Source organism: Helicobacter apodemus, from assembly GCF_003097575.1.
Taxonomy (GTDB): domain Bacteria; phylum Campylobacterota; class Campylobacteria; order Campylobacterales; family Helicobacteraceae; genus Helicobacter_D; species Helicobacter_D apodemus.
The window spans coordinates 1,651,162-1,665,387 of sequence record NZ_CP021886.1 but is presented as its reverse complement, the minus strand read 5'-3'; the positions used below and the strand labels follow the sequence as shown (position 1 = coordinate 1,665,387).

General features: G+C 35.0%; 11 protein-coding genes and 1 tRNA gene. All 12 read right to left on the bottom strand.

Going from position 1 to position 14,226, the window contains the following annotated elements:
* Window positions 1-63: 63 nt before the first annotated feature.
* The 12 genes from rpsG to tuf all read right to left on the bottom strand — a co-directional run bounded on the left by rpsG (window position 64) and on the right by tuf (window position 14,129).
* Window positions 64-531 carry a 30S ribosomal protein S7 gene (rpsG, locus tag CDV25_RS08265; RefSeq protein ID WP_108911537.1) on the bottom strand — a complete coding sequence of 156 codons (468 nt, stop codon included), beginning with the start codon at window positions 529-531 and terminating at the stop codon, window positions 64-66.
* Between the two features lie 16 nt (window positions 532-547).
* Window positions 548-934, bottom strand: a complete 387-nt coding sequence (gene rpsL, locus CDV25_RS08260) for a 30S ribosomal protein S12 (RefSeq protein WP_034552244.1) — start codon at window positions 932-934, stop codon at window positions 548-550.
* Between the two features lie 94 nt (window positions 935-1,028).
* Window positions 1,029-9,680, bottom strand: a complete 8,652-nt coding sequence (locus tag CDV25_RS08255) for a DNA-directed RNA polymerase subunit beta/beta' (RefSeq protein ID WP_204161843.1) — start codon at window positions 9,678-9,680, stop codon at window positions 1,029-1,031.
* Between the two features lie 71 nt (window positions 9,681-9,751).
* Window positions 9,752-10,126: a 50S ribosomal protein L7/L12 gene (gene rplL / locus CDV25_RS08250; RefSeq protein ID WP_108911536.1), complete on the bottom strand. Its 375-nt coding sequence runs from the start codon at window positions 10,124-10,126 to the stop codon at window positions 9,752-9,754.
* 21 nt (window positions 10,127-10,147) lie between these two features.
* On the bottom strand, window positions 10,148-10,630 hold the full coding sequence (gene rplJ / locus CDV25_RS08245; RefSeq protein WP_108911535.1) for a 50S ribosomal protein L10: 483 nt from the start codon (window positions 10,628-10,630) through the stop codon (window positions 10,148-10,150).
* A gap of 92 nt (window positions 10,631-10,722) precedes the next feature.
* Window positions 10,723-11,427: a 50S ribosomal protein L1 gene (gene rplA, locus CDV25_RS08240; RefSeq protein ID WP_108911534.1), complete on the bottom strand. Its 705-nt coding sequence runs from the start codon at window positions 11,425-11,427 to the stop codon at window positions 10,723-10,725.
* Between the two features lie 23 nt (window positions 11,428-11,450).
* On the bottom strand, window positions 11,451-11,876 hold the full coding sequence (gene rplK, locus CDV25_RS08235) for a 50S ribosomal protein L11 (protein WP_108911533.1): 426 nt from the start codon (window positions 11,874-11,876) through the stop codon (window positions 11,451-11,453).
* 22 nt (window positions 11,877-11,898) lie between these two features.
* Complete coding sequence (gene nusG / locus CDV25_RS08230; RefSeq protein WP_194145536.1) at window positions 11,899-12,423, bottom strand: transcription termination/antitermination protein NusG; 525 nt, start codon at window positions 12,421-12,423, stop codon at window positions 11,899-11,901.
* Between the two features lie 20 nt (window positions 12,424-12,443).
* A complete protein-coding gene (secE, locus tag CDV25_RS08225) occupies window positions 12,444-12,623 on the bottom strand; it encodes a preprotein translocase subunit SecE (RefSeq protein ID WP_034553871.1) in 180 nt (59 codons plus the stop codon).
* A 28-nt stretch (window positions 12,624-12,651) separates the two neighbouring features.
* Window positions 12,652-12,727, bottom strand: a tRNA-Trp gene (locus CDV25_RS08220).
* Between the two features lie 23 nt (window positions 12,728-12,750).
* On the bottom strand, window positions 12,751-12,921 hold the full coding sequence (gene rpmG / locus CDV25_RS08215) for a 50S ribosomal protein L33 (protein ID WP_034553870.1): 171 nt from the start codon (window positions 12,919-12,921) through the stop codon (window positions 12,751-12,753).
* An 8-nt stretch (window positions 12,922-12,929) separates the two neighbouring features.
* On the bottom strand, window positions 12,930-14,129 hold the full coding sequence (gene tuf / locus CDV25_RS08210) for an elongation factor Tu (protein ID WP_034553869.1): 1,200 nt from the start codon (window positions 14,127-14,129) through the stop codon (window positions 12,930-12,932).
* Between the last annotated feature and the right edge of the window lie 97 nt (window positions 14,130-14,226).

The window sequence follows — 14,226 nt, the reverse complement described above, 5'->3', positions numbered from 1 at the left end:
ATTCTTTAAGTATTTGTAGAGATATCTTAAGAGGCTATAAACCTCTTTATCATAATTACCAAATTACCAACGATAATGTGCAAATGCTTTATTAGCCTCTGCCATCTTATGCACATCTTCTTTTTTCTTATAAGCTGCACCCCTTTCATTGGCTGCATCAATAAGCTCACCAGCTAATCTTTCAATCATTGTTCTTTCATTACGTTTTCTTGCAGAATCTAACAACCAACGAATAGATAAAGATTGTTGTCTTGCAGGACGAACTTCTACAGGCACTTGATAGGTAGCCCCACCTACACGTCTGCTTCTAACCTCTACAAGGGGTTTTACTTTCTCTAAAGCTTTTTGAAAAATTTCAATCCCTTTCTCTTTAGTCTTCTCTTCTATTCTATTAAAGGTTGCATAAATAATCTTTTCCGCAACACTTTTTTTACCATCATACATCATTTTATTAATGAATTTTGTTACTACAATATCATTATAAATAGGATCACCTAAAACCTCTCTTTGGGGTGCCTTTCTCCTTCTCATTAATTATTACCTCTCTTTAATTTTTAGAATCACTTTTAGCTTTTTTAGCTCCGTATTTACTACGTGAAACACTTCGTTTTGCAACACCTGCTGTATCCAATGCTCCGCGGATAATATGATACTTAACACCTGGTAAGTCTTTAACCCTGCCTCCACGAATAAGAACGATAGAGTGCTCTTGTAGATTATGCCCTTCACCTGGTATATAACTAATCACTTCAAATCCACTTGTTAATCGCACTTTTGCTACTTTTCTTAAGGCAGAGTTAGGTTTTTTAGGTGTTGTTGTATAAACACGCGTACAAACTCCCCTTCTTTGAGGGCAAACCACCAAAGCCGGAGATTTTGACTTCTTAATAACTTTTTTACGCTCTTTTCTAATCAATTGATTAATAGTTGGCACTTGTCTTCCTTCCTATGAAATTTTTAATAGAGAAAATGAAAGGGATTATAGGCAAATCACACTTTATTTCTACTTAAATTAAGGCTTAAATAACCTATGGCAAGTTTTCTTTCACCTTAATTTTCATTTCCTTATAAATCCCTGTTCCTACTGGAATCATACGTCCTAAAACAATATTTTCTTTTAAATCTTCTAAATTATCAATTTTAGCGGCAATACTTGCTTCAGTTAAGACTTTGGTTGTTTCTTGGAAAGAAGCCGCTGAAATTACCGAATCACTTCCAATAGCTGCACGTGTGATACCTAAAAGCACAGGTTCAGCAATAGCTGGAATACCACCCATTTTAATGATTCTCATATTCTCTTCTTTAAAATGACGTTTACTTACCAAATCACCTTCAATAAATTTAGTATTACCACTATCATAGATTCTTACTTGTCTTAACATTTGAGAAACAATAATTTCGATATGTTTATCAGCAATACTTACCCCTTGACGACGATAAACTTGCTGCACTTCACTAACAATATACTTATATAGCTCTTTCTCTCCACCAATACGCAAAATATCTTGACTTGCAATCACGCCATCTGTAATAGCCTCTCCAGCGTGAACAAATTCACCCTCATGGACAAGAATCTGTTTAGATTTATCAATGAGATATTCGGCAATCCTGCCATCATTAGCAGTAACAACAATCTTTTCTTTACCCCTAATAGGCTTCCCAAAACTCACTACCCCATCAATCTCTGCTAAAATAGCAGGTTCTTTGGGCTTCCTTGCTTCAAATAGCTCTGATACTCTAGGAAGTCCTCCTGTAATATCTTTAGATTTAACAAGGGCTTTAGGTGTTTTAGCTAAAATATCCGCCATTTCAACCTTAGCTCCATCCTTAACAAAAATAGCAGTCTTAGGATCAAGAGTATAACGGATTAATCCTCCTGTATCCGTAGATAAAACCAAAGTTGGCTTATAAGCACTTGAAATATACTCATTAACCACTAATCTCGTTTGTCCTGTTAGTTCATCAGTTTGCTCTGAAACTGTAAGACCGGGTATAATATCTTCAAATTTAATAATCCCGGCTTCTTCAGAAATAATTGGATTAGAATAAGGATCCCAATCCGCAATGACAATATGTTCATCACTAATTGGTTTAGCAATAAGCATACCCTTGTCCACTCTTTGGTTATCCTCTACTTCAATAATAGAATCCCTAGCAATATAATGCCTTGCCGCCTCTTGTTCATATTCATCCGCAATAACAGCAAATAAACCTTTTTCAGTAATTTTTTCACCCTTTTTCAACGCTCTATAACGTTCTAAATGATCGCCTTGCAAGTAATAATACTTAACAATACCACTTTCTTTGGCATAAATCTTTTGTGTAATAGGGGCATTATCCTCGACTTTTAATTCACTAGCATAAGAGATTCGGTTAGGAATATTCCAGCTATCCTTAATAATATCAACAATACTTCCCTCATCCCTCACATAATGTCCATTTACATAAGGAATGTAAAACTTCCCTTCTATTTTTCCAGTTACTCCAGCTAACTCATTAGGTTTTGCTACATCACTCTTTCTTAGAACAAATTTAGCGGTTTCGTTTTTGCCCACTACAGAGACAATAACCTCATCATGCACAACATCAATTTTTAATTCCCCTTCAAAAGGAGCTTTTATCTTTGGTTCTACGAGTAAAATTGCCGCATTTCTCCTATTAGAAACGATAATTTTACCCTCTCTATTCTTATAAGTTTTCACATTATAATAACGGATAAATCCCTCTTTATCAGCGATAACTTGACGCTCTTCTTGGCTTCTACTAGCAGTTCCTCCGATATGGAAAGTTCTTAGGGTTAATTGTGTCCCGGGTTCTCCAATAGATTGAGCAGCAACCACTCCTACAGCTTCACCTACTTTAGAGATTCTAGACTCCCCTAAGTTTAATCCATAACATTTAGCACATACGCCTTTTTCTGCTTTACAAGTAACAGGTGTGCGGATAATTACGGATTTAACTCCTGCTTCTTTGATTTTTCTAGCCTTTTCCTCATCAATCATTACACCCTCACTAATTAGCACTTCATTTGTAATTGGGTCTATAATATTTTCAGCAATGATGCGTCCAAAGATTCTTTCCTCTAATGGCTCTATTAACTCACTACCAACGGTAATATCAGTAATTTCTATACCCTCATTGGTTCCACAATCATCCATAACAACTTTAACATTTTGGCTAACATCAATAAGCTTTCTTGTGAGATAACCCGCATTAGCGGTTTTAAGAGCGGTATCGGCTAAACCTTTTCTTGCACCGTGGGTGGAGATGAAATACTCTAACACATTTAAACCTTCTTTGAAATTAGAAGTGATAGGCGTTTCAATAATAGTTCCATCAGGCTTTGCCATCAATCCTCTCATAGCAGAGAGTTGCCGTATTTGTCCAGCACTACCTCTAGCCCCAGAATCTGCCATCATATAAATAGAATTAAATCCTGATTTATCCTCTTCAATTAACTTCATCATTTCATTACCTAGGGCATTATTAGTATCTGTCCAAACATCAATAATTTTATTATACCTTTCTTGCTCAGTTAATAAACCAGCACTAAATTGAGCTTGAATATCTTTTACTTTTTTCTTAGCACCTTCTACAACTTTGTTTTTATTATTAGGAACAATAATATCATCAGCAGAAATAGAGATTCCTGCTTTTGTGGCGTATTTAAAACCTAAATTTTTAAGATCATCTAAGAAGCTTGCAGTAATCCCAACTCCACCTTCTTTATAAACATAATCAATGAGAGTTGCAATATCTTTTTTCTTTAAGACTTTATTCCATAAATGTGTAGGCACAAATTCAGGCAAAATGGATTTTAAAATCATCCTACCAATCGTGGTGTTAATAATTTTATCCTCTACTAACACACGCACTTTAGAACCAATTTCTACGACATCATTTTCAAGTGCAACAAGAATCTGGTCAATATCAGAGAATAGTTTATGTTCTCCTTTAGAGCTATTTTTCTCCAAAGATAAATAATAAAGCCCCAATACCATATCTTGACTAGGAACAGTTACAGCTTTACCACTTGCTGGAAGCAAGATATTCATAGAACTAAGCATTAAAAGCTTACATTCTGTAATAGCCTCTTGGGATAAAGGCACATGTACCGCCATTTGGTCTCCATCAAAATCTGCATTAAAGGCAGCACAAACTAAAGGATGTAATTGAATGGCTTTACCATCAATAAGTTTAGGGTGAAATGCTTGGATAGACTGCTTATGTAAAGTTGGAGCACGATTTAGCATAATCGGATAATTCGCAACAATTTCTTGCAAACACTCCCATACTTCATTGCTTTTTTGCTCAATCATCTTTTTGGCTTGTTTAAGCGTTGTAGCGTATCCTTTCTCTTCTAGTTTAGCTAAAATATGAGGTCTAAAAAGCTCTAAAGCCATTCCTTTAGGCAATCCACATTCATCCATTCGTAAGTTTGGTCCCACAACAATAACAGAGCGTCCCGAGAAATCTACCCGCTTTCCTAATAGATTCTGTCTAAATCTTCCCTGTTTTCCTTTGATAATTTCAGAAAGTGATTTTAAAGGTCGCTTATTAGCTCCTTTAACCGCATTGGCATTTCTACCATTATCAAAAAGGGCATCAACTGCTTCTTGTAGCATTCTTTTTTCATTCCGAACAATAATCTCTGGTGCATCAAGCTCAATTAATCGCTTCAAACGTTGGTTACGATTAATCACTCTTCTATAAAGATCATTGACATCACTAACAGCAAACTTCCCTCCATCTAATGCAACTAAAGGGCGTAAATCTGGAGGTAATACAGGTAATACTGTAAGCATCATCCATTCAGGACGATTTTGCTCGCCAGAGACTACAAAACTCTCTACAATCTTCAAACGTTTAATAATGGTTTTTTTCTTAGCTTCTGAATTAGTTGCTTTAATGGCTTCTTTTAATTCTCCAATTAAATCCACTAAATCAAGCCCTTCTAATAATTCCTTAACGGCTTCACCACCCATTTGTGCAATAAATCCCGTATGTTCAAATCTTTGGGAGAGACTTTGGTATTGTTCTTCATTTAAAACATCGTATTTTGCAACAGGTTTTGTGCTTTCATTATCATAATATGCTTCACCGGGTTGCTTAACGATATAAGCTTCATAATACAATACCCTCTCTAAATCTTTCATCTTTACACCTAAGAGTGTTCCAATTCTACTAGGCAGTGAATTAACATACCAAATATGTGCTACAGGAGTTACAAGCTCAATATGCCCCATACGTGAGCGACGAACTTTAGAGCTTGTTACCTCAACTCCACATTTCTCACATATCACGCCCTTATAGCGCATTTTTTTATACTTTCCACAAAGACATTCATAATCTCTAGTAGGTCCAAAGATTTTTGCACAAAATAATCCATCTCGCTCTGGTTTTAAAGTGCGATAATTAATAGTTTCTGGCTTTTTAACTTCCCCATTACTCCAACTTCTAATTTTCTCTGGACTTGCAAGGAGTAATTGAAAAGCGTTAAAATCGCTAGGTCTATCTTCCTCTTTAATAGTAATACTTTCGTTAATCCCCTCTTTATTTTTAACAAAAACATTCACATCAAGTGCTAAACTTTGTAATTCTTTAGTTAAAACATAAAAAGTTTCAGGAATTTCAGATTCCTTAACAGCCTCTCCTCTTGTAATAGCTTTATAAGCTTTAACCCTTCCTTCTACATCATCAGATTTAATTGTTAGCATTTCTTTAAGCGTATGGGCTGCACCATAAGCTTCTAAAGCCCAAACTTCCATTTCCCCAAATCTCTGCCCACCAAAGAGTGCTTTACCCCCTACTGGCTGCTGGGTAACAAGGCTATAAGGTCCGGTGCTTCTTGCATGGACTTTTTCATCTACAAGATGGTGAAGCTTTAACATATACATATAACCAACATTAACACGTTCTATCATTTTCTCACCGGTGCGTCCATCATAAAGCTCGGTTTTACCATCTGTATCAATCTTAGCAAGTTCAAAAAGTTTTTCAAATTCTTGCGCATTAACTCCTTCAAAAATTGGAGTAGCAAATTTCACTCCCTTACTCCAATCTTTCGCATAAGCTATTAACTCTTCATCACTTAAATTTTCTAAGAAAGCTTTAGAAATTTGCATATTAGAATGTTTCACAATTTCTTTTATTTTTTCTCGTAAAGTCGTAATCCACTTACTTTTTTCAATCTCAAAAACAGAAGCAATCTGCTCCCCTAATTGCTTCCCAACAAGACCTAAATGCACCTCTAAAATCTGCCCAATATTCATACGACTTGGAACACCTAAAGGATTTAAGACAATCTCAACAGGACGACCATCTTCAGTATAAGGCATATCCATTTCTGGGACAATATTAGAAACAATCCCTTTATTTCCATGCCTACCTGCCATTTTATCCCCAACTTTAAGCTTACGTTTAGTAGCAACATAAATTTTAACAAGCTTTACAACGCCACTTGGCAAAATATCATCTTTTTCAATAATAGAGAGCTTCTCTTCGTGTTCTTGGCTAAGATTCTTCTTTTGCTCCAAGAAATTACCTTTAAGGGCATCATATTTACTTTGAATATCTTTAGAATAACTCTTAATCAAAGTAGCCATTGCAAAACGATTGACACTTTCAAGTTCTTTTTTAGGAATTACACTTCCTTTTTTATACTCTTTATCAGCAATTTTTGCATTACTTGTTAATTTTTCTTTAGACAAAATAGAGCTTATTCTTAGACTCTCTTCCCTATCTAGCATTAAGAGTTTATCGTGATGCTCTAAATCTAATCGTGCTTTCTCTTCCTCATAAGCAGCAATAGCTCGCTTATCTTTATCATAGCCCTTTTTAGTAAAAATCTTGACATCAATAACCGTTCCCTCTAAAGAAGGGGGACAATAAAGGGATTTATTCACAACATGCCCTGCTTTTTCCCCAAAAATAGCACGCAATAATCTCTCTTCAGGAGTTGGCTTCACTTCGCCCTTAGGAGATACCTTCCCCACTAGAATCATTCCTCCACTAACATAAGTCCCAATCCTTACAATGCCACTTTCATCAAGATGCGATAATTCTTCTTCTCGAATATTTGGAATATCTCTTGTAATCTCTTCTACTCCGTGCTTTAATTCTCTTGCTTCAATCTCTTTTTCATAAATATGGATAGAAGTAAAAGTATCATTACAAATTAACTTCTCACTTACAACAATGGCATCTTCAAAGTTATATCCATTCCAAGGCATAAAAGCAACACGAATATTTTTCCCTAATGCTAACTCTCCTTGGTCCATATTAGGACCATCGGCAATAACATCTCCTGCTTTGATAACATCTCCTGCTTTGATGATTGGTTTTTGCGAAAAGCAAGTATTTTGATTCGTTCTTAAATTTTTCTGTAAAGAATAATGATCAATAAAAGCTCCGCTATCATCTTCACCTAAGATATAAATATTCTTAGAATCCACTTTTTCTACAACACCATCACGTTTTGCTTTAATAGCTTCCCAAGAATCACGCGATACTATTTTTTCAATCCCTGTTCCCACTACTGGTGCTTCTGGAGCAAGTAAGGGCACAGCTTGACGTTGCATATTAGACCCCATTAAAGCCCTATTAGCATCATCGTGTTCTAGGAATGGGATAAGACTAGCCGCTACCCCAACAACCATCCTAGGGCTAAGATCAATTAAATCTACTTTAGAAGATTCCATTAAGATAATTTCACCATCTTTACGCACTTCTATAATATCCTCTTTAATACTATCATCACTTGCTAAAATGGTGCTTGCTGGAGCAATAACTGCACCCTCTTCTTGAGTAGCGGTTAAATACACAATCTCATTAGTTACTTTCCGATTCACAACCTTACGATAAGGTGCTTCAATAAAGCCTAATTCATTAACTTTTGCATAAGTAGAGAGCGTATTAATTAAACCGATATTTTGCCCCTCTGGGGTTTCAATAGGACAGATTCTTCCATAATGTGTAGGATGCACATCACGCACTTCAAATCCTGCTCTCTCTTTTACCAAACCACCCTCTCCTAAAGCCGACAATCTCCTTTTATGCGTTACTTCAGAGAGAGGATTGGTTTGATCCATAAATTGTGAAAGCTGCCCGCCGGTGAAAAACTCTAAAATAGTGCTTGTTATCATTTTAGAATTGACTAAATCGTGAGGCATAAGCTCTTCTAAACCACTACTAATAGTAGAGAGTTTATCACGGATAGCTTTTTGCATTTTGACTAATCCCGTGTGTAACTCATTAGCTAAAAGCTCACCAATAGCACGGATTCTACGATTTCCTAAATGATCCCTATCATCAATCCTTCCTTGCCCATTTTTAACATGCATTAAATAACGCACCGTTTTAATAATATCTTCATAGGTTAAAACCGTTACATAATCAGGCACATTAATATCAAGCTTATGATTCATTTTCATACGACCAACAGGCGTTAAATCATAACGTTCAGGATCAAAAAACAATTGCTGAATAAATTGTTTAGCCACATCTTTAGTAACTGGTTCTCCTGGACGCATAACTTTATAAATACGAATCATTGCTAAATCATTTTCATTATCAATTTTTTCTGTTTGTTTAAGGAGTTTAAGAGATTCTGCATCAGCAATAAAAGAGTTAATAATTGAAGCATCAACTCCAGCTGCTAAGTCATTAGCAATAATAAAATGATTAATACTTAATTCTTGAAGTTTTTTTAATTTACTCTCATCAAGTAAAGTAAGAGTATCAAAAAGAATTTCTCCACTCTCTTTATCTAAAATAGGCTCTGCTAAATAACGATTCATTAAAATATCATTAGGGTATTCAATCATATTGAGCTTTTCCTCTTGAAGAGTCTTAGCTTTTTTAGCGGTTAAACGCTTACCTGCTGCAACAATTAAATTTCCCTTTGTATCTTTAATATCAAACTCTACACGTCCTATAAATTCTTCTGGATTAAAGGGGATAAAATACTTCCCATTTTTACTTTTAATCTCCAAAAGAGGGTAAAACATTTTTAAAATATCTTGTTTGGAGTAACCCAAAGCCCTAAAAAGAATAGTTACAGGCACTTTTCTACGCTTATTGACACGGACAAAAAGCGTATCTTTAACATCATATTCAAAATAAAGCCAAGAACCTCTATCAGGGATAATCTGTCCGGTATAAACAAGCTTATTAGAAGCACTAGAAGACTCTTCTTCTTTGAAAATAACTCCCGGACTCCTATGGAGTTGATTAACAACAACACGTTCTACTCCATTAATAATAAAGCTTGTTCGCTCCGTCATTAAAGGAATCTCTCGGACAAAAATACTTTGCTCTTTTATATCTTTAACGCCAAGCTTCTCACCTGTTTTCTCATCTCTCTCCCAAAGCACTAAACGAATTTTTATCTTTAAGGGAATTGAGTAAGTTAAACCTCTCTCCATAGCCTCTCTAACAGTATATCTTGGTTTGCCATATTCGCAACCTGCATACTCTAGACTAATTCTATTTTGCGTATCGTGTATGGGGAAAATAGATTTAAAAACCTTTTCAATTCCGGAATCTCCAGCATCTTGTGCTTTTAAAAAAGCATCATAACTATTCCTTTGCAACTGCAACAAATTAGGAACGGCAATATTTTGAGGAATCTTTGTAAAATCAACTCTTAATCTATTTCCCGATTTTAAACTTACTGGCATAATTATTACCTCATATATCAATGTAGAATTTTGGAAGAAAAATGTTATAAAGGGACTAAAGCCCCCAAAGACTATTTAATATCGACTTTTGCACCTGCTTCTTCAAATTTTGCCTTGATAGCATCTGCATCTTCTTTTTTAACGCCTTCTTTAACAGTAAATGGAGTATTCTCCACGGCATCTTTAGCCTCTTTTAATCCAAGTCCTGTAACCTCTCTCACTACCTTAATAACATTAATTTTCTTATCGCCGCTATTGGTTAAAATAATATCAAATTCTGTCTTTTCTTCTGCAGCTGCACCCTCACCTGCTACTGCAGCACCTGCTACAACAGTAGGAGCAGCTGAAACACCAAACTTCTCTTCAAAATCTTTTACAAGCTCTGCAAGCTCTATAACCGATAAATTCCCAATATACTCTAAAACTTCTTCTTTTGAAATTGCCATAGCATTCTCCTAAAATTTAAATTATTCTGCTTCTTTTTGTTTGCGTAAATTATCCAATCCCGCAACGAAATAACGAGCAGGAGCAGTCCAAATGGACAACAACATACCAATAAGTTCTTCTTTTGAAGGTAATTTAGAAACTGCTTCAATATGTTTTGAATCAACAATAACTCCTTCAAAATAACCTGATTTAATCACAAGTTTTCCATTAATAGAGCTAGAAAACTTACAAATTATTTTTGCAAGAGAAATTTGATCTTCACTCCAAACAAAAATATTATTGTCTTTGAGATCTAAATCTTCAATTCCAGAATTTTTTAAAGCAATAGTCGCTAAAGTATTTTTAATAACTTGCACCTTTGCATTAGATTCTCTTGCACTTTGTCTTAAAGCTTCAAGCTCTTTTACGCTTAAGCCTTTATAATCGCAAATAGCAATGGCATTAGAACCCTTAAAATCTGCACTTAATCTCTCAATAAGAGTGGTTTTTTCTACTTTTGTCACTTTCAACCTCCTTTCAGACGAAAGACTTATATAGGGTAGATTTTAAGCAAAAGCCCCTATAGTCATTAGCCTAAGATAAAAACAAGAATAAATTATTTCATATCCATTAACTCTTGAGAATTCAAAGTAAGTGATGGACTCATTGTCAATGATAAAGTTGCATTTTTTATATATTTGCCTTTGGCGGTAGCAGGTTTTTGCTTATTAATGCTTTTAACTAAAGCAATAATATTTTCCTCTATTTTTTTAGAATCAAAACTTGCTTTCCCAACAGGTGCATGGATAATACCTTTTTTATCAACGCGATAATTAACCTGACCACTTTTTGCATTACTCACTGCCTTGCTAATATCCATAGTAACAGTTCCAGTTTTGGGGTTTGGCATTAGACCTTTTGGTCCTAAAATCCTACCTACTTTTCCAACCAAAGCCATCATATCAGGAGTTGCAATAACCATATCAAAGTTTAAATCTCCACCTTTAATCTGTTCTGCTAAATCCTCATCTCCTACGACATCTGCACCTGCACTTTTTGCTTCATCTGCTTTTGCACCTTTTGCAAATACCGCAACACGAACTCTTTTACCTGTCCCATTGGGCAAAACAACAGCACCACGAATCATTTGATCAGCATGTCTAGGATCTACACCCAAACTTAATGCAATTTCAATGGTTTCATCAAATTTAGCAGAAGCTAAATCTTTCACTTTTGCAGAAGCGGTTGTAATATCGTATATCTTTTTACAATCTACTTTACTAAGTAAATTTTGCATTCTTTTTGTTAATTTTTTCGCCATTTTTTATACTCCAACGCGTCTTTTTAATCTACAACTTCAATACCCATACTTCTAGCACTTCCTTCAACGATCTTAATAGCCGCCTCTTGGGAAGTAGCATTCAAATCATCCATTTTTGTCTTAGCAATCTCTAGAATTTGAGTCTTTGTTAATTTACCCACCTTATTTTTCAAAGGATTATCAGAACCCTTTTGAATACCTGCCACTTTTTTAATCAAATCCGTAACGGGAGGTTTTTTAGTAATAAATGTAAAACTTTTATCTTGATAGACCGTAATAATAACAGGAATATTAAAATCTCCCATATCCTTTGTTTTTTCATTAAAAGCTTTACAAAATTCCATAATATTAACACCACGTTGTCCCAATGCTGGACCAACAGGAGGTGATGGATTAGCTTTTCCAGCAGGAATTTGAAGCTTAAGCTCACCAATAATTTTTTTTGCCATAACTTATCCTTGTCTTTAGTGATTAAACAATTTTTTCCACTTGTGAATAAAGTATTTCAATAGGAGTACTTCGACCAAAAATTGAAACATTAAGTTTTAATTTTCTATGTTCCATATCATATTCTTCTACAATTCCTGTAAAATTCGCAAAAGGACCTTCAATAATCCTTACAACTTCACCCGCTTCAAAAATAATCTTTGGTTTAGGTGCTGCACGATTTTTTACTTTCTCAATAATATGACTAATATCTGATTCACTCAATGGCGTTGGTTTTTTTGCTTCCCCAATAAAACGGCTAACCTTAGGTAATGATTGAATAGTATGCCATAAAGCTGTATCAAGATCTACCCTAATAAAAACATATCCGGGATAGAGACTACGCTCACTAATCTTTTTTTTATTATTTTTAACTTCTATAATATCCTCTGTTGGCACGACAATATCTGTTAGTCTTTCCTGAAGATGATGCTCTTTTACAAGATTCTCAATCCCACGTTTTACAGATTGCTCACTACCAAAATATGTCTGAATTGCATACCAATACAATGCCATTAATAAATCCTAATTTATAAAATATTAGAAACAACACTACCAAGAATGAAATCTACCAATGCTAAGAACAAAGAAACTATTGTAACAACAATTAAAACAGAGATAAAAGCATTTCTTACCTGCTCTTTTGTAGGAAAAATTACCTTTGATAATTCCTCTTTAGATACTCTATAATAAGTAATTAATTTTTTCATAGTCTTGCTGTCTCTCTTTATTCCAAAATGGCAGGCCAGGAGGGACTCGAACCCCCAACATTCGGTTTTGGAGACCGACGCTCTACCATTGGAGCTACTGACCTATAAAAAGTTAGAGAAAAACTCTCTAACTTTTGAGCTTTACTTCTTTGTGGATTGTATGTTTATTCAATCTCGGGCAGAATTTCTTTAGCTCCAGTTTTTCCGTCTGTGTTTTTGCATTTTTTATGGTGCTATAATTAATGTCTCCACACTCAGAACATTTAAGTCCAATTTTTACACGATTACCTTTAGCCATTATCTAACCTATTCAATAATCTTTGTAACAACACCAGCACCAACTGTCCTACCACCTTCACGGATTGCAAAACGCGTTCCTTCTTCTAACGCAATAGGATTAATAAGCTCCACAGTAATTTTAATATTATCACCAGGCATTACCATTTCCACACCACTTGGTAATGTGATAGAACCCGTAATATCTGTAGTGCGGACATAAAATTGCGGTCTATAACCATTAAAAAATGGAGTATGTCTTCCACCTTCATCTTTTGAAAGAACATAAATTTCACCTTCAAATTTTTTGTGAGGAGTAATGGAAGCAGGCTTACAAAGAACCATACCTCTTTCTACTTCTTCTTTCTTTGTTCCCCTTAAAAGAACACCAACATTATCTCCAGCCTCACCAGCATCAAGCTCTTTTCTAAACATTTCAACACCGGTTACCGTGGTTTTTTGTGTTGGACGAATACCTACAATTTCAATCTCATCCCCAACTTTTACAACACCTCTTTCGATTCTTCCAGTAACAACTGTCCCACGACCAGCAATTGAAAAAACATCTTCAATTGGCATTAAGAAAGTCTTATCTGTCTCACGTGCAGGAGTAGGAATATATTCATCAACAGCATCCATAAGTTTCATAACTTTTTCACTCCATTCACCTAAATTCCCTGATTTTGCTTCCTCTAAAGCCTTAAGAGCAGAACCTGCAATAATTGGAGTATCATCACCTGGGAATTCATAGCTTGATAATAGCTCTCTAATTTCCATTTCAACTAATTCAAGTAATTCCTCATCATCTACCATATCTTGTTTATTCATAAATACGACAATATAAGGGACACCAACTTGCCGTGACAACAAAATATGTTCTCTAGTTTGAGGCATAGGACCATCAGCTGCAGAAACAACTAGAATAGCTCCATCCATTTGTGCAGCACCTGTAATCATATTTTTTACATAATCAGCATGTCCTGGACAGTCAACATGTGCATAATGCCTTTTTTCTGTCTCATATTCAATATGTGAAGTTGCAATGGTAATACCACGTTCCTTTTCTTCTGGAGCATTATCAATATTATCATAATCTTTCATCTCTGCAAGACCTTTTGTTGATAGAACAGCAGAAATTGCAGCACTTAAAGTCGTCTTACCATGATCAACATGCCCAATTGTTCCAATATTTACATGGGGTTTATTCTTGACATATTTCTCTTTTGCCATAGGTTTCTCCTAAAATTTTAAGTTTAAAATAGTTCTCATTTTACACTACTTTTACCAATTTTAACATTAAAAGAATTGTAACATTTTCTACAATTCT